We start from the raw sequence: 24,178 nt of genomic DNA on the forward strand, positions 1-24,178 counted from the left end.
AATCCATGGCGCCGTCGGCGCGCGAGCATCGCGCTGCTTGCGGAGCGCTGCTAGCAGCGCTCCGCAAGCAGCGCGATGTGGCCGTCGTCGCCGTCGCGCGTGAGAAACACCGTTGCGCTGGCTTTACCGCGCAGTTTGAGGCGCTTGCGTAACGCGGCGGGGTCGACATCGACGCCCCGCTTCTTGATCTCGAGGGTACCGATGTCGCGCTCGGCGAGCGCCCGTCGCAGCTCCTTCTCTTTCGCTGGCAGCCGGTCGAGCACACGAAAGCCTTGCGCAAACGGTGTCACTGCCAGTGCGTCAGACGTGAGGTACGCGATCTTCTCGCTCAGCATGCCGGCGCCCAGGGACCGCGCAAGGTCGCCGATGAGGCGTGCCCGAATCACGGCACCGTCGGGCTCGTACAGGTAGTCGCCCAGGCCGCGCGTCTCGGCATCAACCGAATCAGCGGCGGCGGTGAGCTCGTGGCACTCGTCACCGCGCATGACCAGCGCCGCGCGCTTTACGCCGGGCCGCGCAACGGCCCCAAACCACAGCCCGGTCTCAACGACTTGGCCGTCAACCGATACCCACTGAGCTTCGGCGCGGTCAGGAATCAGCTCTCGGTCCAGCCCCGGGCCGAGTTTCACCCCCGTGGGCAGCGACTCGGCCACGGCAAACGCAAAGTTGAGCGACGGTGAGTAGTCGTCGGGCGACGCGATGCGCCGCGTATCACGGTGCCCGGCGGTGCGGCGCGCTGGGTCGAGAAATGCCCCGTCACAGCCAGCCAGGTCAAACGACAGCGCGTCGCTGTTGGTTACCGCGGGTATATCGCGGCCCAGGATCGACGCCAGCGCGGCGAGATTGTGCCCCGCAAGCTGGGACGTAAACGGGTCCAGCTCCACCGCCCGCGGCGCGACACCCGCGGCAAGCAGCGCGAGCGACTCTGCCCCGATACCGCAGCCGAGATCGGCGACGGCGCGGCAACCGGCCGCAGCGAACCGCGCGGCGTGCAAACGCGCGACCGGCGCCCGCGTCGCCTGCTCGAGTCCCGCCTGGGTAAAGAGGAGGGAGCCCGCCAAATCGCCGAACTTTGCGCGTGCCTTACGGCGCATCTCTGCCTGCGTCAGTACAGCGGCAATGAGGGCCGGATCAATGCCGCGCTTACGCAGGCTTCCGTTCAACTGGGTGGCCGACACACCGGGTTCGTCGAGGGTTCGGCACACCTCGGTTAGGAGTGCAGTGCCCGCCTCTGAGAGGAGAGCTTCCCACCCCGGAGCGACGGGGGAATCAGGTTGAGCTGTCACGGGGGGATTACGACATCGTGAGGTCGGTGAACGCGCCTCCCGCGGACCCGACGGCACCGATGAAGGCGAAAATCACGAGCGCATAGAACAAGAAGAACAGCAATAGCGAGACGAAGGCGGCATAGCTGATGATGAGACCGGTGAGGGCAATGCCGCGACCTGCGTCGCCATTGCGCTTGATCTGGCTGAGCCCCATATGGCCGAAGATGATGCCAGCAAGAGGTACTACAAACGCAAAAATGATCGCGAGAAAAGCGAAGGTGTTGGTGGCGCCAAGCGTGGTGTTCGACGACGGCACCGGCTGCAGGGGGCGCTGCTGCAGCTGCTGGTAAGGCGCATGGGGTACCTGCTGGTATCCGTGCGGCTGCGGTGCGTGCGGGCCTGGCATGGTGGGGGTAGACATGGTGCTCCTCAAACAAGAGTGGTGGGGCGAGACGACAGGCTGCCCGAGAAATTCTGTAATCAGTCTACGCGCCCAGTTTTTCGTGTTCACTGCGGTGCAATTGTGTTCGCGTTCTCGTTCGCTGTGCGCGATACTCACGCAGAGCGTTGGCACTCCTCTTGCACGAGTGCCAACGTGCGCCATAGACTCTGTGGTGGGCGCGCACGCACTGGGCGAGCGCGCGAACACTTCAGCTATCGGAAAGAGGTCTACTGTGTCGGTCGCCATCAAGCCGCTCGAGGATCGTATCGTTATCAAGCAGGTCGAGGCCGAGCAGACCACTGCTTCGGGTCTCGTTATTCCCGACAGCGCGAAGGAGAAGCCCCAGGAGGGCGAGGTCGTGGCAGTGGGCCCCGGCCGCGTGTCTGACAACGGCACCCGCATTCCCCTCGACGTTGCCGTCGGCGACGTTGTCATCTACTCGAAGTTCGGTGGCACCGAAGTCAAGTACGGTGGCGACGAGTACCTCGTGCTCTCGGCTCGCGATATCCTCGCAGTCGTCACGCGCTAAGTAAAACAGCGCGTTAAAGCGAGCCCCTCAACCATTCGGTTGAGGGGCTCGCTTTCGTCTGCGCTCCTGCGCTGTCCCGATACACTGGGGCAGTGAAACGGTTTCGTGCAGGCCTCGGGTATGGCGTCGGTGCCTACCTCATGTGGGGCACGTTCCCCATGTACTTCGGGCTGATCGCGGTGGTGAATCCGCTCGAGGTGGTGCCGTGGCGCGTGAGCATGACGCTCGTTTTTTGTGCCCTGCTCGTCACACTTACACGCCGCTGGTCCCACGTGGTGAAGATCATCAAGACACCCCGACTGCTCGGCTGGTTCTCGCTGTCTTCGCTGCTGTTGTACATCAACTGGCAGTTGTTTGTGATCGGAGTGATGACCGGCAACGTCATCGAGACCGCACTCGGCTATTTCATCAACCCGCTCTTCACGATTCTCATTGGTGTGCTCGTGAGAAATGAGAAGCTCACGCGCCCGCAGTGGGTTGCCGTGGGCATCGCCGCGGTGGGCGTCGTGATTGCCGCCATTGGCTACGGTAGCTTCCCCTGGATCGCGTTAGGGCTCGCGGTCTCATTCGGCCTCTATGGCGCGGTGCACAAACACGCGGGCGAGAGCGTTGACGGGGTCACCGGGCTCACCGTCGAGACGCTCGTGTCGGTGCCAATCGGCATTGTGCAGATGATTCTCATCGCGAACCTGGTCGGGCTCGAAGCCTTTGCGCACGGGCCCATCATCGCTGTGCTCGTGCTCGCGAGTGGTATCGCGACCGCGATCCCGCTGATCCTGTTTGGTGAGGCCTCACGCAGGCTGCCGCTGTCGTACCTCGGCTTCATTCAGTTCCTCACACCGGTGCTCGGGTTCTTGTACGGCTACTTCGTGATGCACGAAGAAGTGTCGATTACGCGCTGGATCGGGTTCGTGGCGGTGTGGGTCGCACTCGTGATTTTGGTGTCTGAAATGGTGTCGCAAATGCGTCGCTCGCCGGCTGCACAGACCGGCCCGGTTCAGGTGCCGTTAGACTAGTACGACGGCGCCGCCCCCACCCCGGGCTTGCTGGCGCCCCGAAAACTTCACTACACGACAGATGAGGTGCCATGGAACAGCGTGATCCCTTCGCATTCACCGGACTAACCTACGACGATGTGCTGCTTTTGCCTGCGCACACCGACGTCATCCCGAGCGAGGCGGACACGTCCACGCAGCTCACCCGCCGCATTAGGCTCAACATTCCGCTCGTGTCTGCTGCCATGGACACGGTCACCGAAACGCGCATGGCTGTGGCTATGGCGCGCAACGGCGGCCTCGGCATTTTGCATCGCAATCTGTCGATTCAGGATCAGGCCGAAATGGTCGACCGGGTCAAGCGCAGCGAGGCTGGCATGATCACGAACCCCGTGACCACGACGCTCGACGCAACCGTGGCCGAGGTTGACGCGCTGTGCGGTGAGTACCGCGTGTCGGGCCTGCCCGTTGTCGATTCGAACGGTGTGTTGCTCGGCATCATCACCAACCGTGACATGCGCTTCATCGAGCCCAAGGATCGCTCGCAGGTGCGCGTGGCCGACGCGATGACTCGCATGCCGCTGATCACCGCCCCCGCTGGCATTTCACGCGACGCGGCGCAGGCGATCTTTAGCGAGCACAAGATCGAGAAGCTGCCGCTGGTCGACGGCAACGGTAGGCTCACCGGCCTCATCACGGTCAAGGACTTCGACAAAGAAGAGCAGTACCCGCTTGCCACGAAGGACGACGCTGGCCGCCTGCGCGTGGGCGCTGCGGTGGGCTTCTTCGGCGACGCGTGGAAGCGCGCGGGTCAGCTGGTTGATGCGGGTGTTGACGTGATTGTCGTCGACACCGCCAACGGTGACAGCAAGGGCGTGCTCGAAATCATCGCCAAGTTCAAGGCAGACAGTGCATTCAACGGCGTCGACATCATCGGTGGTAACGTCGCAACGTACGCTGGCGCAAAAGCGATCGTCGAGGCTGGCGCCGACGCGGTCAAGGTGGGCGTGGGCCCCGGCTCGATCTGCACCACTCGCGTGATCGCTGGTGTGGGCGTGCCCCAGGTGACCGCAGTGTACGAGGCCGCTAAGGCCGCCACCCCTGCGGGCGTGCCCGTGATCGCCGACGGTGGCCTGCAGTACTCGGGCGATATCGCGAAGGCACTCGTCGCGGGCGCATCATCGGTGATGATGGGCTCGCTGTTCGCCGGAACCGACGAGAGCCCCGGCGACCTCGTCTTCGTGGGCGGCAAACAGTACAAGAACTACCGTGGCATGGGCTCGCTGGGCGCGTTGCAGACGCGCGGCGAGCGCACTTCGTACTCGAAGGACCGGTACTTCCAGGCCGATGTTCCGAGCGACGAGAAGCTCATCGCCGAGGGCATCGAGGGCCAGGTTGCCTACCGTGGCCCGGTGGGAGCGGTCGCGCACCAGATGATTGGTGGCCTGCGACAGTCGATGTTCTATGTCGGCGCGCGCACCATCATTGACCTGAAGGACCGCGGCAACTTCGTGCGCATTACTTCGGCCGGTCTTAAAGAGAGCCACCCGCACGATGTGCAGATGGTCATTGAGGCGCCTAACTACCGCAACTAGCGACGGCTTACGACGTGTCACCGCGCGTGGCGTAACGTGACACAGGGCCCGGGGAGCAAGTCTCCCCGGGCCCTTTGTGTCAGATAGCGGGGCGTCTGCGAAGGCGTGCAGGGTTGGCCGGGTAGACTGGTCGGGTGAGCAACGAGATCGAGATCGGCCGCGGAAAGCGCGCACGTCGCGTATACACCTTCGACGAGATCGGAGTCGTGCCGACCAGGCGCACCCGAGACCCAGAGCTGGTATCGACCGCATGGTCGATCGACGCGTTCCACTTCGACATTCCGGTGCTTGGCGCGCCTATGGACTCGGTCATGTCGCCCGACCAAGCAATCGCACTGGGGCGCCTCGGCGGCCTCGGTGTGCTCAACCTTGAGGGCCTGTGGACCCGCCACGAGAACCCCGAGCCGCTGCTGGCAGAGCTTGCGCGCGTCGAGAACGAGCGCGAAGCCGTCGACCGCATGCGTGAACTGTACGCAGCGCCCATCAAGCCCGAGCTGATTCGCGACCGCCTCGGCCAGGTGCGCGATGCGGGCGTAACCGTTGCGGGCGCCCTGTCGCCGCACCGCACCGCCGAGTTCACCGACACCGTCGTGAACGCGGGCGTCGATCTGTTTGTGATTCGCGGCAACACGGTCTCGGCCGAGCACGTGGCAGAGGCTGGGCGCACCCCGCTCAACCTGAAGCAGTTCATTTACGAGCTTGACGTGCCCGTAATCGTGGGCGGTGCCGCCACCTACCAGTCGGCGTTGCACCTGATGCGTACGGGCGCCGCGGGCGTACTCGTTGGCTTTGGTGGCGGCGCGTCGTCGACGACCCGGGTTACCCTGGGTATCCGCGCCCCCATGGCGACGGCGATCGCCGACGTGGCTGGTGCGCGCATGGACTACCTCGACGAGTCGGGTGGCCGCTATGTGCACGTGATCGCCGACGGCGGTCTCGGCACCTCGGGCGACATCATCAAGGCGATGGCGTGCGGCGCTGACGCTGTGATGCTCGGTTCGACGCTGGCCAAAGCCTCAGACGCCCCCGGCCACGGTTGGCACTGGGGCCAAGAAGCACACCACGAAGATCTGCCCCGCGGTCGCCGCGTAAAGGTCGACCAAGTGGCTCCGCTCGCCGAGATCGTCAACGGCCCCGCCCACACGGCAGACGGCAGCTCGAACCTGATTGGTGCGCTGCGCCGCGCTATGGCCACGACAGGGTACTCGGAGCTCAAGGAGTTCCAGCGCGTGGGCATCGTCCACGCCGAGCGCTAACCCGGCATGTCGGGTTCGAAACGACCCGAGTACCTGGGCGAGCCGACGCTCGCCCGGGTGATGCGCAGGCCGCGCTGGATCCTCGCGCTGTTGCTCGCGCTCGCGGTAGCTGCCGGGTTCGCAGCGCTCGCCCAGTGGCAGGCAGGCTTTGCCGTGCAGTCGAAGGTGCAAGAAGAAATCGACACCGAGACGCCACGGGCGCTGTCTGACGTCGCGTCACCGACGCAGGGCGTTACTGAGGAGGCCGCCGCGAGCGTCGTGCTCGCAGGCGGCGCCTTCGCCCCGGGCGACTTCACCGTCGTCACGAAGCGTGTCAACGACGGCGCTGAGGGCGCCTGGGTCGTCGGCAACCTGGTCACTACAGGCGTTGACGCGGCGCCCGGCGCACACCTCGCCGTCGCGGTTGGCTGGGCACCCACCGAGGCCGCGGCCGAGGCTGCGGCGGCTGCGCTTTCGCGCGATCCGGATCTGATTGATGCGCGCCAGCTTGAGGGGCGGTACATGCCGCCCGAGGCGCCGCAGATTCCCCGGGCCGCGAGCGACCCGCAGTCGCTTGCCGCGATGACGTCGGCGCACCTAGCGAACGTGTGGCAGCACGTGGACGGGCCCGTGTACGCGGGCTATTTCGTGCTGCACCCCGCGGCAGGCAGCGCTGGCGACGCCAGCACTGCGGCCCTCACGACACTTGGGCTTGACCCGATCGATTCGGTCGCGCCGCTGCCCGTCGATGCGGTGAATTGGCTCAACGTGTTCTATGCGATTGAGTGGCTCGTGTTTGCTGGCTTTGCCGTGTTCTTCTGGTACCGCCTCGCGCGCGACGCGTGGGAAAAAGAACACGAGCTCAAGATTCTTCAGGCCGCGGGCGAACAAGAGCCCGCAGCACCCCTCGAAACCGAACGGTAGAATACACACCATGCAGTTGCAGCCCAAGCCCGCCGACTACCCGCGTATTCGCAAGGCGCTCTCGTTCTACAAGGTCACCTCGGTGATCACCGGCATTATGCTGCTGCTGCTGTGCGCCGTGATGGTCATGAAGTATGCGTTCAACGTGCAGCTGTTTCTGTTCACGCCGAACGGGTTCGCCGAGTTTGTGCCGCTCGCGCCAGAGGGCATCGACGCCGACTTTACCGGCAGCGGATTCGACCTGTTTAAGGCGATTCTTATTGCCCACGGCTGGTTCTACGTCGTCTACCTCGTGAGTGACTTTATGGTGTGGAGCCCCATGCGCTGGAACTTCTGGAAGTTCTTGCTCATCGCCCTGGGCGGCGTGATTCCGTTCATGTCGTTCTTCCTCGAAGCGAAAATCGTGCGCGAAGTGAACGATTTCCTCGCGATCGCCGAGGCAGCGCCCGCGGGCGCCAACTAAACTTTTCTTACCTTCAAGCGAAAGGCCAGCATGGCAGAACAATCAGGGACCGCGCAGCGCCCGGTGCTCGTGGTCGATTTTGGTGCGCAGTACGCGCAGCTGATCGCCCGTCGCGTGCGCGAGGCTGGGGTCTACTCAGAAGTCGTACCGCACACGATCTCCGCGGCCGAAATGGCCGAGAAGCAGCCCGTGGGCATTGTGCTCTCGGGCGGCCCGTCGTCAGTGTACGCAGACGGCGCACCCCAGTTTGATAACGCGATCTTCAACCTGGGCGTGCCCATGCTGGGCATTTGCTACGGCTTCCAGGTGATGGCGCGTGCCCTCGGCGGCACCGTCGGCAACACCGGCGACCGCGAATACGGCGCGACCGACGCCACCGTGCTCGGTGATGGCGGCGCGCTGCTCGGTGGCCAGCCTGTCACCCAGAGCGTGTGGATGAGCCACGGCGACGCCGTGCAGCAGGCACCCGAGGGTTTCGACGTGCTCGCCTCAACCGCGGTCACCCCCGTGGCGGCGTTCGGGTCACCCGCGCGAAAGCTTTACGGTGTGCAGTGGCACCCCGAAGTCAAGCATTCAGAGTGCGGCCAGAACGTGATCGAGAACTTCGTACAGCAGATCGCCGGCCTCGACGCCGACTGGAATGCTGGCAATGTGATCGCTGAACAGGTCGAGCGCATTCGCGAGCAGGTGGGCAACGCCCGCGTCATCTCGGCGATGTCGGGTGGCGTGGACTCGGCCGTGTCGACTGCGCTCGTGCACAAGGCGATCGGTGACCAGCTCACCGCCGTGTTTGTGGATCACGGGCTCCTGCGCAAGGGTGAGCGTGAGCAGGTGGAGCGCGACTACGTCGCATCGACCGGAGTGCGCCTCATTACCGTCGACGCTGCAGACACGTTCCTGGGTCACCTCGAGGGTGTTTCTGACCCCGAGACCAAGCGCAAGATCATCGGCCGCGAGTTCATTCGCACGTTCGAGAAGGTGCAGCTCGACCTCGTCGAAGAAGCACGTGCATCGGGCGAAGAGGTCAAGTTCCTCGTGCAGGGCACGCTGTACCCCGACGTCGTCGAGTCGGGTGGCGGCTCGGGCACCGCGAACATCAAGTCGCACCACAACGTGGGGGGCCTCCCCGACGACCTCGACTTCGAACTGATCGAGCCGCTGCGCCTGCTGTTCAAGGACGAGGTACGTGAGATTGGCCGCGAGCTCGGGATCCCCGAGGAGATCGTCGGCCGCCAGCCGTTCCCCGGCCCCGGCCTCGGCATTCGTATCGTCGGCGAGATCACGCGTGAACGTCTCGAAATTCTGCGTGAAGCAGACGCGATTGCACGCGCCGAGCTGACCGCCGCAGGCCTCGACAAGTCGATCTGGCAGTGCCCGGTCGTGCTGCTCGCCGACGTGCGCTCGGTGGGCGTGCAGGGCGATGGTCGTACATACGGGCACCCCATCGTGCTGCGCCCGGTGTCGAGCGAAGACGCGATGACGGCCGACTGGACCCGTCTGCCCTACGACGTGCTCGCGCGCATCTCGAACAAGATCACCAACCAGGTGCCCGATGTCAACCGCGTCGTGCTCGACGTGACATCGAAACCCCCGGGGACCATCGAGTGGGAGTAAGTCCCAGCTAGCGGGCCCTGAGCCCAGCACAAAAACCCCGGCCCCGGCCGGGGTTTTTGTGCTTTACGCGAGTGAATCGTGAGCTTCAGCGATGCCATTGCTGTCGAGGTCAAGTTGCCATTTTAGGCATTCTCAGGGTAATGTCAGGAAGTATTGAGGCGGTCTCGGGGGAGGCCACCTACGGAATTGGGGGATTCCATGTCTAGTTACTTTTCGCATCCCGTTTTTCGAGGTCAGCGGGGGCGGCGGCTGAACGCCCGCCTTACGCCTGCCGCACGGGCGCTGTAATGCTCGCGTACGGGCGCAGCATGGCCGTCACGCCGCAGCGAGCGCGCCACGACCACTTTGCCCAGATTCTTACCGCCGGTGTAGATGCGCACCCCGAGTGTGCGTGGCGCGTCCACTTCAGAAATCAGGTGGCGACCACCCCCATTGTGCGCTCCCACCTGTTTCGGGCCGCACTCGAGTCACGCGCTCAGTGGATCAACTACTCGGGTGCACCAGGCATGGGTCGCACGACACTGCTGCAGCAAATCGAACAAGAGTTGCAGCGCGCGGGTGAATTCTATGTCGGCGTGTGGACAACTCAGCAGGCAACTGCACTCTACGACTGCTTCAATCGCGACGCGGTCACGGGGACGCAGGCGTTTGCCCGCGAGCTGCGCCAACTGATGGCCGAGCGTGGTGCCATGCGCATCACCGTGATCATCGATGACTACGACCTGCACGCGTCGCCGACCTACGCGCGGGTGATGCTCAGCCTGATCGACCTAGTACCGGGGTTTCGGCTCATCACCAGTACCTTCAGCCCGCTCGAGGTGGGCGACGAGCTGGGGCCGCGCATGCAGGACCGCTTTATGCAGCCCTCGAGCGGCCGACTGTTCTTCTCGTACGAAGAATCCAGGCAAGTGTTCATGGCGACGCTGGCGTCTGGCGAGAAATTCGTACTGCCCAGTGACACAGAGATTCGGCAAGCGTTCGGTCAAATGAACGGCATGCCTTTCGGCATCGCACTGGCGGCCGACCGGCGGCTGTTTCCCGCCGAGTACCCCGAGTCTGTGTTCGCTCAGATGATGCAGGCGGTCAACCGGTACCTCCTCGAGACGCATCCCAAGTCAGACCCCAAAGTTGCTGGCCTGGCATCGTTGATCGGCACGTTCGCGCTCATGCCGCGGTTCAAAGACCAACACATCTCACAGCTGTTTCCGGGCGTGACGGACAACGTGTTGCGGGAATTTCGCAGCAATCGGGCGCTTGATCCAGGTAAAGCAGTGCACGCGGGTGAGTATGCGTGGGGGAGCGACTTCTGGGAAGTGCTGAGCGAATGGAATAGCGCTACCCCAGACCTGCGACGAAACTTGGCCGCCAAACTTACTGAAATTGATGACACGGTTGGCGCTTTCGGGCAGTGGCTGCTCTTAGGTGACCTCGCACGATGTGAAAAACTGTTGCGGTCGAGGTTCTTCTTAATCTACGAGACCCTCGCGCCTGAGCTGGTAGAAGACCTGATACGGCTTGGCAACGAGCAATTGCGAGGGTTTCCCACCACACGTCTGTTTCGCAGCCTGCTCGACCCGCACACCACCCAACAAAACCTGCTGAGCAGCATCGCGAACCTGTCGAACACTTCCCGCAGCAGCTGCGCGGCTCAGGTGCTGTTGGCACGCGCGCTCAGGTGCGTACTGCATCTGCGGCTGGGCGGTGCACGCGAAGCAGTGCAGCAGGCGCGCGCGTTGTACACCGAGTGCTACGCCAATATGGCGGGGCAGGGTTTCCTGCAGCTGTCCGACCTGAGCACCGACGCGCAGGCCTCTTTGGCCGAGGCCACGCTCGTTGCGGCGCACGTGCTTGTGGCGGCCGGTACCACACCGCAGGGGCTCGACCGGTTACCGAGTTTCGTTGGCTTTTCGCACCTGGCGAGTCGCGCCGAAGTGCTCCAGGGGCTCATCGACGTAATGCGTGGCCCGGTCGACAAACAACCCGGCCGAGTCAGGTCGCGGGCACCAATCGGCTACCGCGCGCTTGTGCTTTCACCGTCGCACGGTTTCAAAGAGATCGCCGCGTACGACACTTTCGACCGGGTCTTCACGACGCTTTGTGAAAGCCCCGGATCGAGCCGTGCTGAGGCCATGCTTGCGTCTGGAATACGTGAGAATGTCGGCAACACGGGGCCAGCGTTTCCGCGTCATGAGCTCCCTACGAGTACGCGAGCGTTTTGGGAGTGTCTCACGCTGGTGCACGCAGGCGAACTGCGTGAAGCGGTGCGGTTGCAGGCGGCCAGTGACATCGCAGAACCAGCGGCATCCCTGTTTGAGGCGGCGCTCGCGCGCGCCAAGGGACAGTACAACGAAGCACTCGCGTGTGGTGAACGACTCGAAGGCAAATGGGGTGTGCGCGTGGACGCCGCCGTACTGCTGCTGCGGGCGTGCGCCCTCACCCGTCGTGGACAGCGAGAGGCGGCACGTCACGCCGTGTACGACACCGAACGCTTACCCGCCATCGCGGTCGCGCAGGCCTTTATGCTGCTGGGGCGTGATGAAGGCGAGACGCTGGCCGACCTTGCGCACGACACGGGCGTGTATCGCCAGCTGGTCGAGGCAGCGCAGGCGATGCGTGGTGAACAGCCGCAGACTCAGTCGGTGACACCGCCGCAGGCGCTCACGAAGACCGAAATTGAGACTCTGCTCGCCCTGCGACGCGGGCTCAACACCCGCGAGATCGCCGATGAAGTGCACGTGAGCGTCAACACTGTGCGCACGCACGTGCGCGCGATTGCGCGCAAGCTGGGTGCGAGCGGCCAGGCCGAGATCCTGCGCAAGGCACATGACCTCCAACTGCTGAGCGCCTGAGCTCCGGGTCTGCGCTGGGCGCGGATCCGGAGCTGGGCCGGCTGGCAAACCTGCCCGCAGCAAGAGTGGCTGAGGTAGGTGGGTGAGATTTGACGCGTGCTTGCCAGTGACACGGATCCACTCGCCGCCCCATCGTAGGTTGGAGTGCAACGTCACCCGGGCATCGACGCGGCTGAGGGGCCTGATCCTCGTACGCGCCCGGTGGCACGACGAGGGGAGGTGGCTGAAGGTGCTTGAACCTCAGCAGAGCGTTGCCGATGGATGGTATCCAGACCCGCAGGGTGGCCTGTGGCTGCGGCGCTGGGACGGAACTAGCTGGACCGGTGAAACACGAGGGCTGGGTACCCAGAGTCAGCGCGAGATCGCCGCCGAAATGACCGGCGGATTTGGGCTCGCGGCCCCCGAGACGGGGTGGGCGGGGGTAGCGCTCGCGCTGCACTCAGCGCTCGTGGGCGGCGATCCGGTGACCGTGATGGTGACGCTGCCAGACGGCTCGCGCTTCGCCGTCAACACCCTCGATCACACATACTTTTGGCCGAAGGACCCGGGTGAGCTCGCTGCGCAGCTCGAAGGTTTCGAAATCGCGTATCAAACTGCGACGGCCGGATCGCTGCCGCAGGCGAGCAACCTCGATGGCTTACTCTGGCGCATTAGCCAGCGCGCGTTTCGACAGCGGCTCGCGCCGTGGCTGCAGGAGGGGGACCTGTATCGCATGCAGAGGTGGCCAAACCTCACCACGATTAGTCCCGAGCTTGATGACATGCGGCAGGCCGCGATGCTGGCCAACGGTATGTTCACGATCGAAGAGCTCGCCGGTTTCTCAGACCGCCAGTACCAGCCCACGAGGGCGCTGATTAACGCGCTCAGCCTCATGAACACGCTCAAAGTGGCCGCACCGAGAGACACGGGCGCGATTCGGCCGGGGGCCGCGCACGTCGCGCCGGTGGCTTCGCCTGGGCAACAAGCAGCAGTGGCCGCAGTGCGCAAGCCGGGGCTGTTTCAACGTCTACGCAACCGATTGGGGCTATAACAATGGCAGAGCACGTCATCTTGTTTGCAGGCCCGATGGGCGCAGGCAAGACCACCGCAATACAGTCGCTCAGCGATATTGAAGTCGTGTCTACCGAAGCGTTCAACACCGACCACTCGGTGTCGGCGAAACCCACGACGACCGTAGCGCTTGACTACGGCGAGATCGGTATTAACCCGGGCGAGAAGATACGGCTCTACGGGGTGCCGGGGCAGCGACGGTTTGACTTCATGTGGGCCATCTTGAAAGAGCGAGCCTTTGGGCTCATGCTGCTGGTGAACGCTGACGCACCCAACCTGGCACAGGGCGTGCGTGAGCACCTCGAAGCCTTCGAAGACGTTGTTGAACGTGGCGGCGCCGTCGTGGGTATCACCCGCTCTGACGTGCACGGCGCAAACGTGATGCAGCAGGTGCAGCGGGTTGTGGCCGACGCGTTTCCTGGTCGCGCGACGCCCGTGTTTGAGGTGGACGCCCGAGACACCGTACAGATGAGGGTCATGCTGATGACCCTCATCGCCGACGTAGAAACTCGCGAGAGCATGAAGGGGAGAATGTAATGTACCCGGAAGAAGCGGTGCTGGCCGACCAGCACAACCCGGTGACCGTGGCCGCGTGCCAGCGCGCACTTGAAGAACTGAGCCAGTCGTGTAGGTCACTGCAGGTGGCGGCATTTGCGACCGACGACGGGTTCGAGATCACGCGGTATCCGGTCTCACTCACCGACCACGATCAGCGGCTCACCAGCATGGCGAGCTCGCTGCAAGCGCTCACCGAGGCCGTCGCGCTCGACAGAGCGATCGGTGAAGCGCAGTACACGCTCATCGAGGCCGACTACGGCAGAGTGCTGCTGCGTCGGGTACCCAAGCAGTCGTTTGTGCTGCTCGCCGTGTTCGGGGCCGAAGAGCGCAGTGGGCAAGCGATTCTGAGCTCGCGCAATATTCTGCAGGAACTTGGCGGGCAGCTTGCAGGTTCGAGCCCCGCTCCCGCACACGGATTCTAACGACAACCGACAACACGTTGACCCCCAGAGAATAGGAAGACACCATGTCAAACATCAACGACACCCTCGCAAAGCTCATCACCGACGTTGACGGCGCGATGGGCGTGCTGCTCGGCGACAGCGAGTCGGGCATGCTCCTGGCATCGGCTGGCGGCGGCCTCGACCTCGAGGTAGCGGCTGCTGGTACGACCGAGTTCATGCGCGCGAAGCTGCGCACCATGCGTTCGCTCGGCCTCGACGAGGGCCTCGAAGACATTCTGGTGACACTCGAGAGCCAGTACCACGTCATTCGCCCGCTCAAGTCGAAGCCAGAGATTTTCATCTACTTGGCCCTCGACCGCTCCAAGTCGAACCTGGCGATGGCGCGACTTGCGGTGAAGTCTGCAGAGCAGTCGATCTCGCTCTAACCTGGCCCCGCTGGTGAAGGGCCTCTTGCGTCACGCGAGTGGCTGCTAGGGGCCCTTTACCTCTCCCACTGCTGCTTGTGCGCTCTGTGACGGGCGCTCTCTCGAGAGGAACCACCCGTGAAAATTGCAGAGAGTCTTGTGAACGCTGGCATCGTCGGTCCTGACCAGATGCGCGCACTAGTGGCAGAGTACGGCGATGGCGAAGGGCTGCGTGCAAAGCTCATCGCAGAGGGACTACCAGAGGCTCAGATCGTGCAGGCGGTGGCCCACCGGCTGGGGGTGCCGTTTATTGACCTGAACGCTGAGCAGCTTCAGCCCGAGACCGTGGCACTCGTGCCAGCGGCACTGTGTCGCAGGTACCGGCTGATTCCGGTGCGGCAGACGAGGCGACAGCTGGTCGTGGGAATGGTCGACCCTAGCGACTTGATCGCGGTGGACGACGTGGCGACGGCGACCGGGCACTCGATCGCCGCCGTCGCAGTGGCGCCCGGGGCGCTCGACCTCGCGTTCGGTCGCTACCTGAGGTCTGACGACGAACTGTCTGAGCTATCGGTGCAGATGGACGCCGGTGCAGAAGAAGCACACACCAACGAAGTGGTGGCCGAGCACCTGCTCGATGGCGGCACAGATGACGCACCCGTGGTGCGGTTTGTTAGCCTTCTTATTTCGCAAGCAATTGACGACCGGGCAAGCGATATTCATATTGAACCGGGGGAGCAATTTCTCACGGTGCGCTACCGCATTGACGGGGTGCTGCATGAGACGCAGCGGGCGCCACGCGCCATTCAAGACGGAGTTATTTCGCGCCTCAAAATCATGGCGTCGGTAGACATTTCTGAGCGACGCAAACCGCAAGACGGCCGTATCTCGGTGACGCACGCGGGGCAGAAGATCGACCTGCGTCTCGCCACATTGCCCACGGTGTGGGGCGAAAAAATTGTGATGCGTATTCTCTCGAGCAGTACCGGGGGGCTGACGCTCAAGGATCTGCGGTTCTCTGAGATCAATGAGAAGAATTTTCGTGACGCGATCACCAAGCCGTACGGCATGGTGCTGGTCACGGGCCCCACCGGATCGGGTAAATCAACGACGCTGTATACGGCACTCACGACCGTGGCAACGCCCCAGGTTAACGCGATTACGGTGGAAGACCCTGTCGAGAGCCGGGTGCCGGGCATCAACCAGGTGCAGGTGAATCACAAGGCGGGGCTCACGTTTCATACTGCGCTGCGTTCGATCTTGCGCTCGGACCCCGACATCGTGCTGGTCGGTGAGATCCGTGATGAAGAGACAGCAGCAATGTCGATCGAGGCGGCGCTGACGGGCCACCTGGTGCTATCGACGCTGCACACCAACGATGCTCCAAGTGCACTCACGCGGCTCACAAACATTGGGTGCGAACCGTTTCTGGTGGGCACCGCGGTGAACGCGGTCGTGGCGCAGCGACTCGCGCGTAAACTGTGCACGCGATGCCGCGAGCCATATGCTGAGCAGCCAGAGAAACTGCGCGCTCTGAAGGTTTCGTTCGACGAGCAAGCGCCGCCGACGTTCTATCGACCGGTGGGATGCCCCGAGTGCTCGGGCACAGGCTATCGCAGCCGGATCGCGCTGCACGAGGTCATGGTGATGACTGAGGAGCTTGAACACTTGGTCACGGGGCAGGCGACCGGCACAGAAATGCGCGAGGCGGCGCTGCGCAACGGCATGGTCACGCTGAGGGAAGACGGATTTCAGAAGGCCAAACTGGGAGACACGACGCTGGAAGAGGTGCTGCGCGTTTCGGCGTAGGGTCTCATATCCAAAATATGCGCGAGTAGTTCCGCTCTAGAACGCTTCATAAGCGGAACTAGTCGCGCATATTTTGCTGCAGCTGCCCATCCGAAAGCGCTGCACTACGCGTTCGCGATTTCGCCGTAGATCGAGAAGATCGGCAGGTACAGTGCGACCACCATGCCACCGATGATGATGCCGATACCAACGATCAAGATCGGCTCAATTGAAGATGTGAGCTGCTCGGTCGCGGTCTTCACCTCGTCATCGTAGAAATCTGCGATGCTCTCGAGCATGTCGGGCAGCGTGCCCGATTCTTCGCCCACCGTGATCATCTGCACAACCATGGTGGGAAACACACCCGACTCCTCGAGCGGTGTCGAGAACGACCGACCCTGTTTCACCGAGTCCTGCACTGCCCGCACGGCCTCTTCAATCGCCCAGTTGTTTGAAGCCTGGCCCACGATGTCGAGTGCCTGCACGAGCGGTACGCCCGCCTTCAGCATCATCGACAGCCCGCGCGAGAATCGCGCGACCGCGACCTTCGTCGCGAGTGGCCCCGCGACGGGCAGCTTCAGCCGCCACGGGTCGACTACTCGGCGCACCGAGTCCTTGTGCTTATTGCCCTGCCACCAAAAGAACCCACCGACGCCAAAGAGCAGCAGCAGCGGCACGATCCAGATCATGTTGTCAGAGAGCGTGACGAGCACCTGTGTCGGCAGCGGCAGCTCAGACCCCATGCTCGAAAACATTTCGGCGAAGATTGGCACGATGAAGATGATCATGCCGAGCGACCCCAAAATCGCGATACAGAATACGATGATGGGGTAGGTGGTTGCAGCTTTGATTTGGTTCTTGAGCTCGGCCTCACTCTTATAGGTGGCGGCAGCGCTCACCATCACGTCGGCCAGAAAACCGCCCATCTCGCCCACGCGCACGAGGTTGACCATGAGCGGCGGAAACATTTTGGGGTGTTTGCCCATCGCGTTTGACAGGGTTGATCCGCGCTCGATATCGGTTTTAATGACCTGCAGGGCACGCTGCAGGCGCTTGTTCTCGGCCTGCTCTTCGAGCACTGTGAGCGTGCGCAAGAGGGGCAGACCGGCGTTCAAGAGTCCCGCCATTTGCTTCGCAAACACGGCAAGGTCGTCTGAGGGCAGGTTCTTTTCGAGCCAGGGAATACTGATTTCGGTGTTGAGCCCGGTTTTTGAGATGGGTGCGACTTCGAGCGGGGTGAGTCCGCGCGCACGCAGCGTCGACACGACCTGGTCGCGGCCGGCTGCCTCAAGCTTGCCAGTGACCCGCTTTCCGGTGGCGTCGGCAGCTTCGTAACTGTACTCTTCGATCGCGGCCATCAGCTCAGCCATCCTTTGTTCTCGTTGCCCTCGACGGTGCCGAGCCACGACTCTTCGACGAGCCCCGAACGCACGTTGAGCCCCTCGATCACGGCCTTCGGGTCGGCGGCGCGCGATTGCGCGGTCTCGGCTGAGATCTGTCCCTGCTCGTACAGCTTGCGCAGATCCTGATCGAGCGTGTGCATGCCGAGAGAGCGACCGGCCTGCTGCATCGAGTAGATTTGGCTGATCTCGCCCTCGCGAATCAGGTTCGCGATCGCGGGCGTATTCACGAGCACCTCGGTCGCGATCACGCGACCGGGCGCGTTATTGCGCGGCAGCAGCGTCTGCGTGATGATGCCCTGCAGTGCGTCACCAATCTGCGACCGCACCTGCTGTTGCTGCTCGGGCGCAAACGCATCAACCATACGGTTGATCGACTTCGCGGCCGACTGCGTGTGCAGGGTCGACATCACGAGGTGCCCGGTCTCTGCGGCCGTGAGCGCGATCGAGATCGACTCCGGATCACGCAGCTCACCGATCAAGATGATGTCGGGGTCTTGACGCAGAACGCGGCGCATGGCTTCAGAGAACGACCGGGTGTCGCTGCCAATCTCGCGCTGGTGCACGAGAGCGGTCTTGCTTTGGTGGCGAAACTCGACGGGGTCTTCGATCGTCACGATATGGAGCGGCAGTTTGCGGTTCACTAGGTCGATCATCGCTGCGAGCGTGGTCGACTTACCCGATCCGGTGGGGCCGGTAACGAGCACGAGGCCGCGGGGGCGCGTGACGAGCTCGCCCGCGATCGCGGGCACGCCAAGCTCTTCGAACGGCTTTGTTTCGGCCGGAATGAACCGCATCGCGAGCGCCAGCTTGCCAAGCTGTCGAAACACGTTGACACGAAACCGTGCGACGCCCGGCACTTCGACCGAGAAGTCGTATTCGTCGGTGTCGGCGAGCTCTTGCAACTGTTTCGCCGTCATCATGCCCTCGAGCGCGCCACGAAACCACTCGGTTGAGGCGGGCGCTTCGCCGCCGGGGATCACGGTGAGGGAACCGTCAACGCGCATGAGGGCAGGGTGGTGCTCGGTGAGGTGAATATCAGACGCGCGCGCAGTCTGTGCGGCTACCGCGAGGTCACGCAGTGAAACGGTGACGCCGGGGTTGCCCGCCGCAAACGCAGGTTCGTCAAAATGTGGGCTTTCGAGGTCGTTGAGACTGTCGAGCCGGTCGAGGTCGTCGAGGCTCACCGGTTCTTGTGTGAACGAGGCCTGCGAGAACTGTGTCGGCACGGCAGGCAGCGGCGTCGTGTCGGGCGTCGCCGCGACTACCGGCACCTCTAGGGTGCGTTCGCGCTCACGCATCTCGCGCCTCGTGAGTCCGCGGTCATTGGTATCCCAGCTCATGATTTCTGCTCCGTCAGGTGAAACGTGGTCATGGTGATTAAGAGTTTGCCGACGAACGCTTCTTCAGCGGTACCGGTGTCGTCTGGCTGGTAGTCGGTGGCGGTGACGAGCAGCAGCGGCTTTGCGCGTCCCAGCGCGTCAAGAAATGCTACGGCCGCAGCCTGGTCGGGGGCCTTTACCTCTAGCACGATCTCTGACTGCTGCCGCGGGTCGCCCGGCGCCTCGGCCGGTGCGCCGGCACTGGCCTCGCCCGCTTCGCCCGCCGCAACGTCCTCGGCCGCTTCTACGGCCTCCGCGGCATCTGTGTCTGCTGCTGTGTCAGGTGCCGGATCAACTGGTGCTGCCCCCTCCTCGAGCGGATCGGTGCGCGGTGTGAACGGCACTGGTTTACCCACCGTTGTAAGCGTAGGGATGAGGCCGTGAGCGGTCATTGCCGCTCCGATCGCGTCGGCGATGGAGGCGCTGTCTACCGAGGCGGGCAGCTCTTCGCGCAATTTTGCGATGCTCGCCTCGATCTCCCCCTGAGCAGATTTCGCTGATTCCAGCTCAATGAGCCGCGCCTCGTAGGTGGCGTTGTTCTGCTGGGCCTCAGCAATTTCGGCTTGGGAACGCTGTACCCCCTCATACATGGGGAGGCCGATCGCGGCGATGCCGAGCCCAAAAATGCCTACGATCACCATGAGTCCGAGTAGCGAGAGCAACTTCGCATCAATTTTCATTGGACTGCTCCTCTTCTGTGGTCGCGCCGGTGGCGTTTGCGGCGGCGTCGGCCGCGGGCGCAGCGGGGGCTGGCGCTTCTGATTCAGCGATATCGGTCGACGCTTCAGACTCCGCAGCGTCTGCTTCCTCGACTTCTTCTTCAGACTCCGCAGCTTCCGCTGTCTCATCGGTGTCGGTTTTCTCTTCGGCCTCAACGCTTGTGTATACGGTCTGATCGAAGGTGACCTCGAGCGTGACCACAAACAGGCCGGTCGTCTCGTCTTCGGCCCCGCCGATCAACACAACGCTCGTGAGTGAGTCGATTGCGCCGATCGCTCGCAGCAGCCCCACGGGCGAAACGAAATTGCCGCTCACGTCGACCGTGCCGGTGAGCCCCACCGCGTCTGAGTCACCTGCAGGGGCGGCACCGCTTGCGAGCTGAAAGGCGCTCAGGGTGGCGCCCTCAGGAATCGTTGCTCGCATCGCGTCGATCACCGGCTGCCACTTTAGTTGAGTAGCCATCGCTTCGTCCCTGTACGATTCGAGGTCTTTCTCTGTCTTCAAGGTCAGCTGAATATCGGCCTCGGCCGAGACCCGTGAGATCAGCTCATCGGTCTGAGCCTGAACCTGCGCAAGCTGCAACGCGGTGACCGTCTGCCAGCCAAAGAGCATCAGGCACCCTGCCGCGACGATCACCAGGGCAGAGACGATGCGAAACCCCCACTGCTTGATCAGGCGAGACTGCTGTCGGGCACGCAGCACCGAGGGCGGCAACAGGTTGACACTCGGAGTGCCGCCCGCCAGAGCGGTGGCCTGCTTGGGTTCGCGCTTCAACTGCATGGGCATTAGAGGCCTCCCATCATCGCAAGCCCCACCGGGGTGAGCAGCTCGAGATCTTCTTGACCGTGGCGTGACCGCTCCTCCTGCTGGGTGAGGTGGTGACCGCCCACGCGGGTGACAGGCATGGGCAGCCGGTCTTGAAATGCGGGTTGCACACCGGGAATACCAGCGCCCACCCCGGTGATGAGCACTCGATCGATCGTGGTGCCCGTGCGGTCGACGTGAAACCGCATCGTGTTGAGGATCTGCGACACGAGATCGTCGATCTTCTGTGGCGCGATGGGCACCTGATCTCGCGCGGGGGCACCAAACAGCCTGGCCGTCGCGGCGTTGCGCTCGCCGCCGAGGTCCGCGCCGCCGAAGGCGGGCATCCCGCCCGAGTCAGCTAGAGCGGGCACAGGCTCATCTGCAGATACACCGCCCGCAGATACACCGCCCGCAGACACACCACCGTCGACGGCAAACTCGGGCGGCGGCACCGCTTCGGTGAGGTCAAGCGGCATGATGCGCACAAACTTGGGTACGCCCTGCTGTGCGATCACCACGTACCCGGTGTGCGGGCCGAGGTGCACAACGGCGACGGTCTCTTCAGACTCGGTGAGCGTGTCGATCGCGCGCAGCAGCCCAAACGGGGCGAGGTCGACCTGCTCGACAATGAGTTTCGCCTGCCCCACTGTTTCCACGAGCTCGGTCACGGTTTCAAGCACGGCTGCTACGAGCAGCCCGGTCACCTGCTCACCCTCCTGCGACACCGCATAAAAGTCGATCACCGCTTGGTCGACGGGCACCGGCAAAAGGTCTGCGACTTGAAACGGCAGTGCCTGCTTCAACAGATCCGGAGCCATTGCCTGCGTGCGATAGTCACGCACCAACACCCGCCGGCTACAGATGCCGAGCACCACACGCTTGCTCTTGAAACCCGTCTTGCGCCACAGCTCTTGCAGCGCCGCCACGACGGCGGTGCGGTCGAGCACCTCAGAGTCTTTGGCGGCACCGGCGGGCAGGCGCACTGATCCGTGGCTCATGATCTTGGGATTCTTGCCGAGGGTCACTTCTGCCGCGCGCACCTCCTCCTCGGTGACTTCGAGCCCCACAATGGTCCTTGCCATGTCGACTTGCCTTTCTGCGTAGGTGGTAGGCCCGGGTTAGCGGGCAAAGAATGTGTTCAAGTACCAGGTCACGAGGGGGTCGCCGAGGGTGAGCCCGATCCAGGCGCCCAAGAGCATCCAGGGGCCAAACGGCACGCGGGTTTTGCGGCCCGCGCGCCTGCGCGCGACGAGCGCCAGGCCGTAGACGCCCCCCGCGGCAAACGCCGCGAAGGTGCCCACGATCACGGCGGGCCACCCGACCCATCCGAGCGCGAGACCGAGCGCGAGCGCGAGTTTCACGTCGCCCAAGCCCATACCGCCGATGGACCAGAGCACGAGGTAGAACAGGGCGAGGCCCGCCGATGCGATGAGCGCGGTGAGAGCTGCGCCCCAGTCGCGGGTCGTGGCGGCCGACACCAGCACGCACAGCGCAAGTACCAGGGCCGTCGGGTAGACGATCGCATTGGGCAGGCGCTGCGTGTCGAAATCGATGAGCGCGAGCGCGATCGATGCGGCCGCGAGAAACAGGTACCCGGCGAGCATGGCGGGCGGCAGGGCGGGGGAGTAGAGGCCCCACCAGGCGACGGCCGCGAACGCGACCATCGTCGCGAACTCAACGAGCGGGTACCGCGCCGAGATCGGTGCGCGGCACCCCGCACACTTGCCTCGCAGCGCGATCCAAGAGGCGATCGGCACGTTCTGCCAGGGCCGGATCGGCGCTTCGCAGTGAGGGCACCTGCTCGCGGGCACGAGCGACTTGCCCGCCGGCACACGGTAGACGACAACGTTGAGAAAGGATCCGATGGCAAGACCGAACACTGCGGCGAGGCCGATCAGGAGGCCGGGGGATACGACGGTCGCGAGGGCGCCGGGGCCCGCGATGACGGCGGGGGCGGCGAAGGCGAGGGTCAGAGTGAGGACTGTCATGTTAGTTCAGGTCTCGCTCTTCGGTGAGCTCCCAGGCCGTCACGTTGCCGGTGGCAGTGTCAAAGACTTCGTTCCAGCCCGGAAATCCTGAGGCACGGTATTTGAATGATGGGAGCCCATCGAACTGATTGACAGCCATGCTTCCGTTCCACCTGCCGAGCCCGAGCAGGGTGAAGTTTGCTGAACAGTTCGTGTAGAGCATAGGGGTAATTGTCGCGTCGATCTCGGCCCCGTGGAGTGGAATACCAAAGTTGCTTGCGCCGCAGTTTTCATCGGGTGAAATGAACCAGAGTTTGTGTGGGGTGCCACCGCCGCCAGAAGAGAATCGTACGCCCTGCCAGTCGAACGATTTTGCGACGATCATCATGTCGGTTTTGAGGCTCATTTTGTAGGGGAAGATAGCGCCGGTGAGAGCTCGGCTTACCTTGATGCCGTTCGTGCAATGGCGTGCATCGATTACGGTTGGTTGGGTGTAGCTGGCCATTTTTCGCATAGCATGACCCGACGAGAGGTCACCCAAACCGAGCAGCCACGGCACGCTGGCTTGGCAGTCACCCGTCCATTTCTCGTAGTTGAAACCTCCGGGGGAGCTTCCCGGCGCCGTGCCAGCGGCTTTGGGGTAAAGGGCGTCGATGTCTGCGTTGCTCACGCCGCGCCAATGCGGTTGGTACGTGAGTTCGGGCACGGGGGGCGTGGGTTCACCCGAGTTTGAGATGCGTTCGCCGCGAATGGTGGCAAGAAAAGTGCTTACCGTGCCCTCTTCTGACACGGCGTCACCCTTCACATTGACGAGCAAAACAGCGTTGATGTTCTTCTTGGCTTTCACGCTGCCGCCCACGGTGGCAATTCCTAGGAACGTCACTTTGCCCTCGGCAGATACTATGTCACCATCAACGGTTGCGCCTGCGGCGATTGTGATGTCGCCTTTGGCATAGACGCTGCCTTTGACATTGACTCCGGCGATAAGGGAAATACTGCCGTTCTGAGAGATCAGATCACCTTTGGTGGAAACGGCGGCGGTGAGGTGAATGTTGCCCGAGGCAACGAGCGAGCCACGCATGTTGCAGGCGGCTGTAGCGGTGACGATGCCGTTCGCTACATAGACTGAGCCGTCGATCGTGCCGCCCAGTGCGCAGTTGAAGTTGCCGCTGCCGCCGTCTTCTGGAATCACCCAGAGGTCGGCCATGTCTTCTTCGTCGTCTGCGGTGATTCCACTGAATACGCCGGTGGTGAGGGTCTTCTTCGTGATGAGTGCGGGGGCCAGCACGTCGTGTTGCACGTCGTAACTGAAGACCGATCGACGGGTTACGGCGCCGCTATAGTCGTCACCAACAGGGGCGGCGACTTCGAGAATCGCTTCGCCTGCCGAACACGAGAAGCGGTAGTAGTAGTTCAGGCCCCCAGAAGTTACGGGGTACATTGCTTGTGGGTCTTCGGCTCCTGGCGCAAACTGTTTCGGTGCAGCGGTGGGGTCTATTGGATCGGGGTTCTCAGGCCAAAACCCTGGGGTGGTCGCGCAACCAGCAAAGACGCCCCGTTCGATGTTGCTGGTTTGGTCGGCGATGCCGGCGTCGACAATGGCTTCAGCTGCGGTATATTTCGCCGACTGGCTCAGCGTGCCGGTGGTGCTGGTGGTGAGGGCGGCGGCGGCGAGACCACCGATGGTGAGCACGAGCATAATCACGAGCACGGTGACGAGAGTCGAAGCGCCCTCGTCGCGCAGCGAACGGTGTAGCCGCCGACCTGTGTGTGACCTCATTGCT

22 protein-coding genes are annotated in these 24,178 nt (G+C 63.4%); 13 read left to right on the plus strand and 9 right to left on the minus strand.

Annotated elements, in window-relative coordinates:
* Positions 1 to 50 precede the first annotated feature (50 nt).
* Together ACXR2W_RS03835 and ACXR2W_RS03840 are read right to left on the minus strand one after the other, a co-directional pair.
* Entirely contained in the window at positions 51 to 1,286 is a 1,236-nt protein-coding gene (locus ACXR2W_RS03835; RefSeq protein WP_458814985.1) for a THUMP-like domain-containing protein, read from the minus strand.
* Between the two features lie 7 nt (positions 1,287 to 1,293).
* Complete coding sequence (locus ACXR2W_RS03840; protein WP_458814987.1) at positions 1,294 to 1,689, minus strand: DUF4190 domain-containing protein; 396 nt, start codon at positions 1,687 to 1,689, stop codon at positions 1,294 to 1,296.
* Positions 1,690 to 1,942: 253 nt separating this feature from the next.
* On the opposite strand from ACXR2W_RS03840, the gene groES reads away from it, so the two are divergent.
* The 13 genes from groES (at position 1,943) to ACXR2W_RS03905 (ending at position 16,139) form a co-directional block, all read left to right on the plus strand.
* Entirely contained in the window at positions 1,943 to 2,239 is a 297-nt protein-coding gene (gene groES / locus ACXR2W_RS03845; protein ID WP_458814989.1) for a co-chaperone GroES, read from the plus strand.
* 92 nt (positions 2,240 to 2,331) lie between these two features.
* On the plus strand, positions 2,332 to 3,255 hold the full coding sequence (rarD, locus tag ACXR2W_RS03850; protein ID WP_458814991.1) for an EamA family transporter RarD: 924 nt from the start codon (positions 2,332 to 2,334) through the stop codon (positions 3,253 to 3,255).
* Positions 3,256 to 3,326: 71 nt separating this feature from the next.
* Positions 3,327 to 4,829: an IMP dehydrogenase gene (gene guaB, locus ACXR2W_RS03855; RefSeq protein WP_458814993.1), complete on the plus strand. Its 1,503-nt coding sequence runs from the start codon at positions 3,327 to 3,329 to the stop codon at positions 4,827 to 4,829.
* Positions 4,830 to 4,963: 134 nt separating this feature from the next.
* A complete protein-coding gene (locus ACXR2W_RS03860) occupies positions 4,964 to 6,085 on the plus strand; it encodes a GuaB3 family IMP dehydrogenase-related protein (protein ID WP_458814995.1) in 1,122 nt (373 codons plus the stop codon).
* Positions 6,086 to 6,091: 6 nt separating this feature from the next.
* Positions 6,092 to 6,988: an SURF1 family cytochrome oxidase biogenesis protein gene (locus tag ACXR2W_RS03865; RefSeq protein WP_458814997.1), complete on the plus strand. Its 897-nt coding sequence runs from the start codon at positions 6,092 to 6,094 to the stop codon at positions 6,986 to 6,988.
* 10 nt (positions 6,989 to 6,998) lie between these two features.
* Positions 6,999 to 7,451 carry a DUF3817 domain-containing protein gene (locus tag ACXR2W_RS03870; RefSeq protein ID WP_458814999.1) on the plus strand — a complete coding sequence of 151 codons (453 nt, stop codon included), beginning with the start codon at positions 6,999 to 7,001 and terminating at the stop codon, positions 7,449 to 7,451.
* Between the two features lie 30 nt (positions 7,452 to 7,481).
* Positions 7,482 to 9,065: a glutamine-hydrolyzing GMP synthase gene (gene guaA / locus ACXR2W_RS03875; RefSeq protein ID WP_458815001.1), complete on the plus strand. Its 1,584-nt coding sequence runs from the start codon at positions 7,482 to 7,484 to the stop codon at positions 9,063 to 9,065.
* A gap of 308 nt (positions 9,066 to 9,373) precedes the next feature.
* The gene (locus ACXR2W_RS03880) at positions 9,374 to 11,914 is read left to right on the plus strand and encodes a helix-turn-helix transcriptional regulator (protein ID WP_489948827.1); all 2,541 of its coding nucleotides are present in this window, start codon (positions 9,374 to 9,376) and stop codon (positions 11,912 to 11,914) included.
* 229 nt (positions 11,915 to 12,143) lie between these two features.
* On the plus strand, positions 12,144 to 12,944 hold the full coding sequence (locus ACXR2W_RS03885) for a DUF2510 domain-containing protein (protein WP_458815005.1): 801 nt from the start codon (positions 12,144 to 12,146) through the stop codon (positions 12,942 to 12,944).
* Between the two features lie 2 nt (positions 12,945 to 12,946).
* A complete protein-coding gene (locus ACXR2W_RS03890) occupies positions 12,947 to 13,501 on the plus strand; it encodes a GTP-binding protein (protein ID WP_458815007.1) in 555 nt (184 codons plus the stop codon).
* Positions 13,501 to 13,944, plus strand: coding sequence for a roadblock/LC7 domain-containing protein (locus tag ACXR2W_RS03895; protein WP_458815009.1), 444 nt, complete (start codon positions 13,501 to 13,503; stop codon positions 13,942 to 13,944). Before ACXR2W_RS03890 ends, ACXR2W_RS03895 begins: the two co-directional genes overlap by 1 nt.
* Before the next feature lie 44 nt (positions 13,945 to 13,988).
* The gene (locus tag ACXR2W_RS03900; RefSeq protein ID WP_458815011.1) at positions 13,989 to 14,351 is read left to right on the plus strand and encodes a hypothetical protein; all 363 of its coding nucleotides are present in this window, start codon (positions 13,989 to 13,991) and stop codon (positions 14,349 to 14,351) included.
* A 117-nt stretch (positions 14,352 to 14,468) separates the two neighbouring features.
* Positions 14,469 to 16,139 carry a GspE/PulE family protein gene (locus tag ACXR2W_RS03905; RefSeq protein WP_458815013.1) on the plus strand — a complete coding sequence of 557 codons (1,671 nt, stop codon included), beginning with the start codon at positions 14,469 to 14,471 and terminating at the stop codon, positions 16,137 to 16,139.
* Positions 16,140 to 16,243: 104 nt separating this feature from the next.
* Here ACXR2W_RS03905 and ACXR2W_RS03910 read toward each other — a convergent pair whose 3' ends face one another.
* The 7 genes from ACXR2W_RS03910 to ACXR2W_RS03940 are packed head-to-tail and all read right to left on the minus strand — an operon-like array spanning position 16,244 to position 24,174.
* Positions 16,244 to 17,488 (minus strand): type II secretion system F family protein, encoded by a 1,245-nt coding sequence (locus ACXR2W_RS03910; protein WP_458815015.1) that lies wholly within the window; start codon positions 17,486 to 17,488, stop codon positions 16,244 to 16,246.
* Positions 17,476 to 18,861, minus strand: coding sequence for a type IV pilus twitching motility protein PilT (locus ACXR2W_RS03915; RefSeq protein ID WP_458815017.1), 1,386 nt, complete (start codon positions 18,859 to 18,861; stop codon positions 17,476 to 17,478). The genes ACXR2W_RS03910 and ACXR2W_RS03915 overlap by 13 nt, the downstream gene beginning before the upstream one ends.
* Complete coding sequence (locus ACXR2W_RS03920; protein ID WP_458815019.1) at positions 18,858 to 19,580, minus strand: hypothetical protein; 723 nt, start codon at positions 19,578 to 19,580, stop codon at positions 18,858 to 18,860. Before ACXR2W_RS03920 ends, ACXR2W_RS03915 begins: the two co-directional genes overlap by 4 nt.
* On the minus strand, positions 19,570 to 20,406 hold the full coding sequence (locus ACXR2W_RS03925) for a PilN family protein (RefSeq protein ID WP_458815021.1): 837 nt from the start codon (positions 20,404 to 20,406) through the stop codon (positions 19,570 to 19,572). Before ACXR2W_RS03925 ends, ACXR2W_RS03920 begins: the two co-directional genes overlap by 11 nt.
* On the minus strand, positions 20,406 to 21,509 hold the full coding sequence (gene pilM / locus ACXR2W_RS03930) for a pilus assembly protein PilM (protein WP_458815023.1): 1,104 nt from the start codon (positions 21,507 to 21,509) through the stop codon (positions 20,406 to 20,408). The genes ACXR2W_RS03925 and pilM overlap by 1 nt, the downstream gene beginning before the upstream one ends.
* 36 nt (positions 21,510 to 21,545) lie before the next feature.
* The gene (locus ACXR2W_RS03935; RefSeq protein ID WP_458815025.1) at positions 21,546 to 22,415 is read right to left on the minus strand and encodes a prepilin peptidase; all 870 of its coding nucleotides are present in this window, start codon (positions 22,413 to 22,415) and stop codon (positions 21,546 to 21,548) included.
* A 1-nt stretch (position 22,416) separates the two neighbouring features.
* The gene (locus ACXR2W_RS03940; protein ID WP_458815027.1) at positions 22,417 to 24,174 is read right to left on the minus strand and encodes a hypothetical protein; all 1,758 of its coding nucleotides are present in this window, start codon (positions 24,172 to 24,174) and stop codon (positions 22,417 to 22,419) included.
* Positions 24,175 to 24,178: the final 4 nt, after the last annotated feature.

The organism is Leucobacter faecis (assembly GCF_054456695.2).

Coding starts and splice junctions, on each gene's coding strand:
- ACXR2W_RS03865 (WP_458814997.1), top strand. CDS start 6,092: ATGTCGGGTTCGAAACGACCCGAGTACCTGGGCGAGCCGACGCTCGCC.
- ACXR2W_RS03935 (WP_458815025.1), bottom strand. CDS start 22,415: ATGACAGTCCTCACTCTGACCCTCGCCTTCGCCGCCCCCGCCGTCATC.
- ACXR2W_RS03895 (WP_458815009.1), top strand. CDS start 13,501: ATGTACCCGGAAGAAGCGGTGCTGGCCGACCAGCACAACCCGGTGACC.
- ACXR2W_RS03920 (WP_458815019.1), bottom strand. CDS start 19,580: ATGAAAATTGATGCGAAGTTGCTCTCGCTACTCGGACTCATGGTGATC.
- ACXR2W_RS03890 (WP_458815007.1), top strand. CDS start 12,947: ATGGCAGAGCACGTCATCTTGTTTGCAGGCCCGATGGGCGCAGGCAAG.
- ACXR2W_RS03880 (WP_489948827.1), top strand. CDS start 9,374: ATGGCCGTCACGCCGCAGCGAGCGCGCCACGACCACTTTGCCCAGATT.
- guaB (WP_458814993.1), top strand. CDS start 3,327: ATGGAACAGCGTGATCCCTTCGCATTCACCGGACTAACCTACGACGAT.
- ACXR2W_RS03900 (WP_458815011.1), top strand. CDS start 13,989: ATGTCAAACATCAACGACACCCTCGCAAAGCTCATCACCGACGTTGAC.
- ACXR2W_RS03925 (WP_458815021.1), bottom strand. CDS start 20,406: ATGCCCATGCAGTTGAAGCGCGAACCCAAGCAGGCCACCGCTCTGGCG.
- guaA (WP_458815001.1), top strand. CDS start 7,482: ATGGCAGAACAATCAGGGACCGCGCAGCGCCCGGTGCTCGTGGTCGAT.
- ACXR2W_RS03940 (WP_458815027.1), bottom strand. CDS start 24,174: ATGAGGTCACACACAGGTCGGCGGCTACACCGTTCGCTGCGCGACGAG.
- pilM (WP_458815023.1), bottom strand. CDS start 21,509: ATGGCAAGGACCATTGTGGGGCTCGAAGTCACCGAGGAGGAGGTGCGC.
- ACXR2W_RS03910 (WP_458815015.1), bottom strand. CDS start 17,488: ATGGCTGAGCTGATGGCCGCGATCGAAGAGTACAGTTACGAAGCTGCC.
- ACXR2W_RS03870 (WP_458814999.1), top strand. CDS start 6,999: ATGCAGTTGCAGCCCAAGCCCGCCGACTACCCGCGTATTCGCAAGGCG.
- ACXR2W_RS03915 (WP_458815017.1), bottom strand. CDS start 18,861: ATGAGCTGGGATACCAATGACCGCGGACTCACGAGGCGCGAGATGCGT.
- ACXR2W_RS03840 (WP_458814987.1), bottom strand. CDS start 1,689: ATGTCTACCCCCACCATGCCAGGCCCGCACGCACCGCAGCCGCACGGA.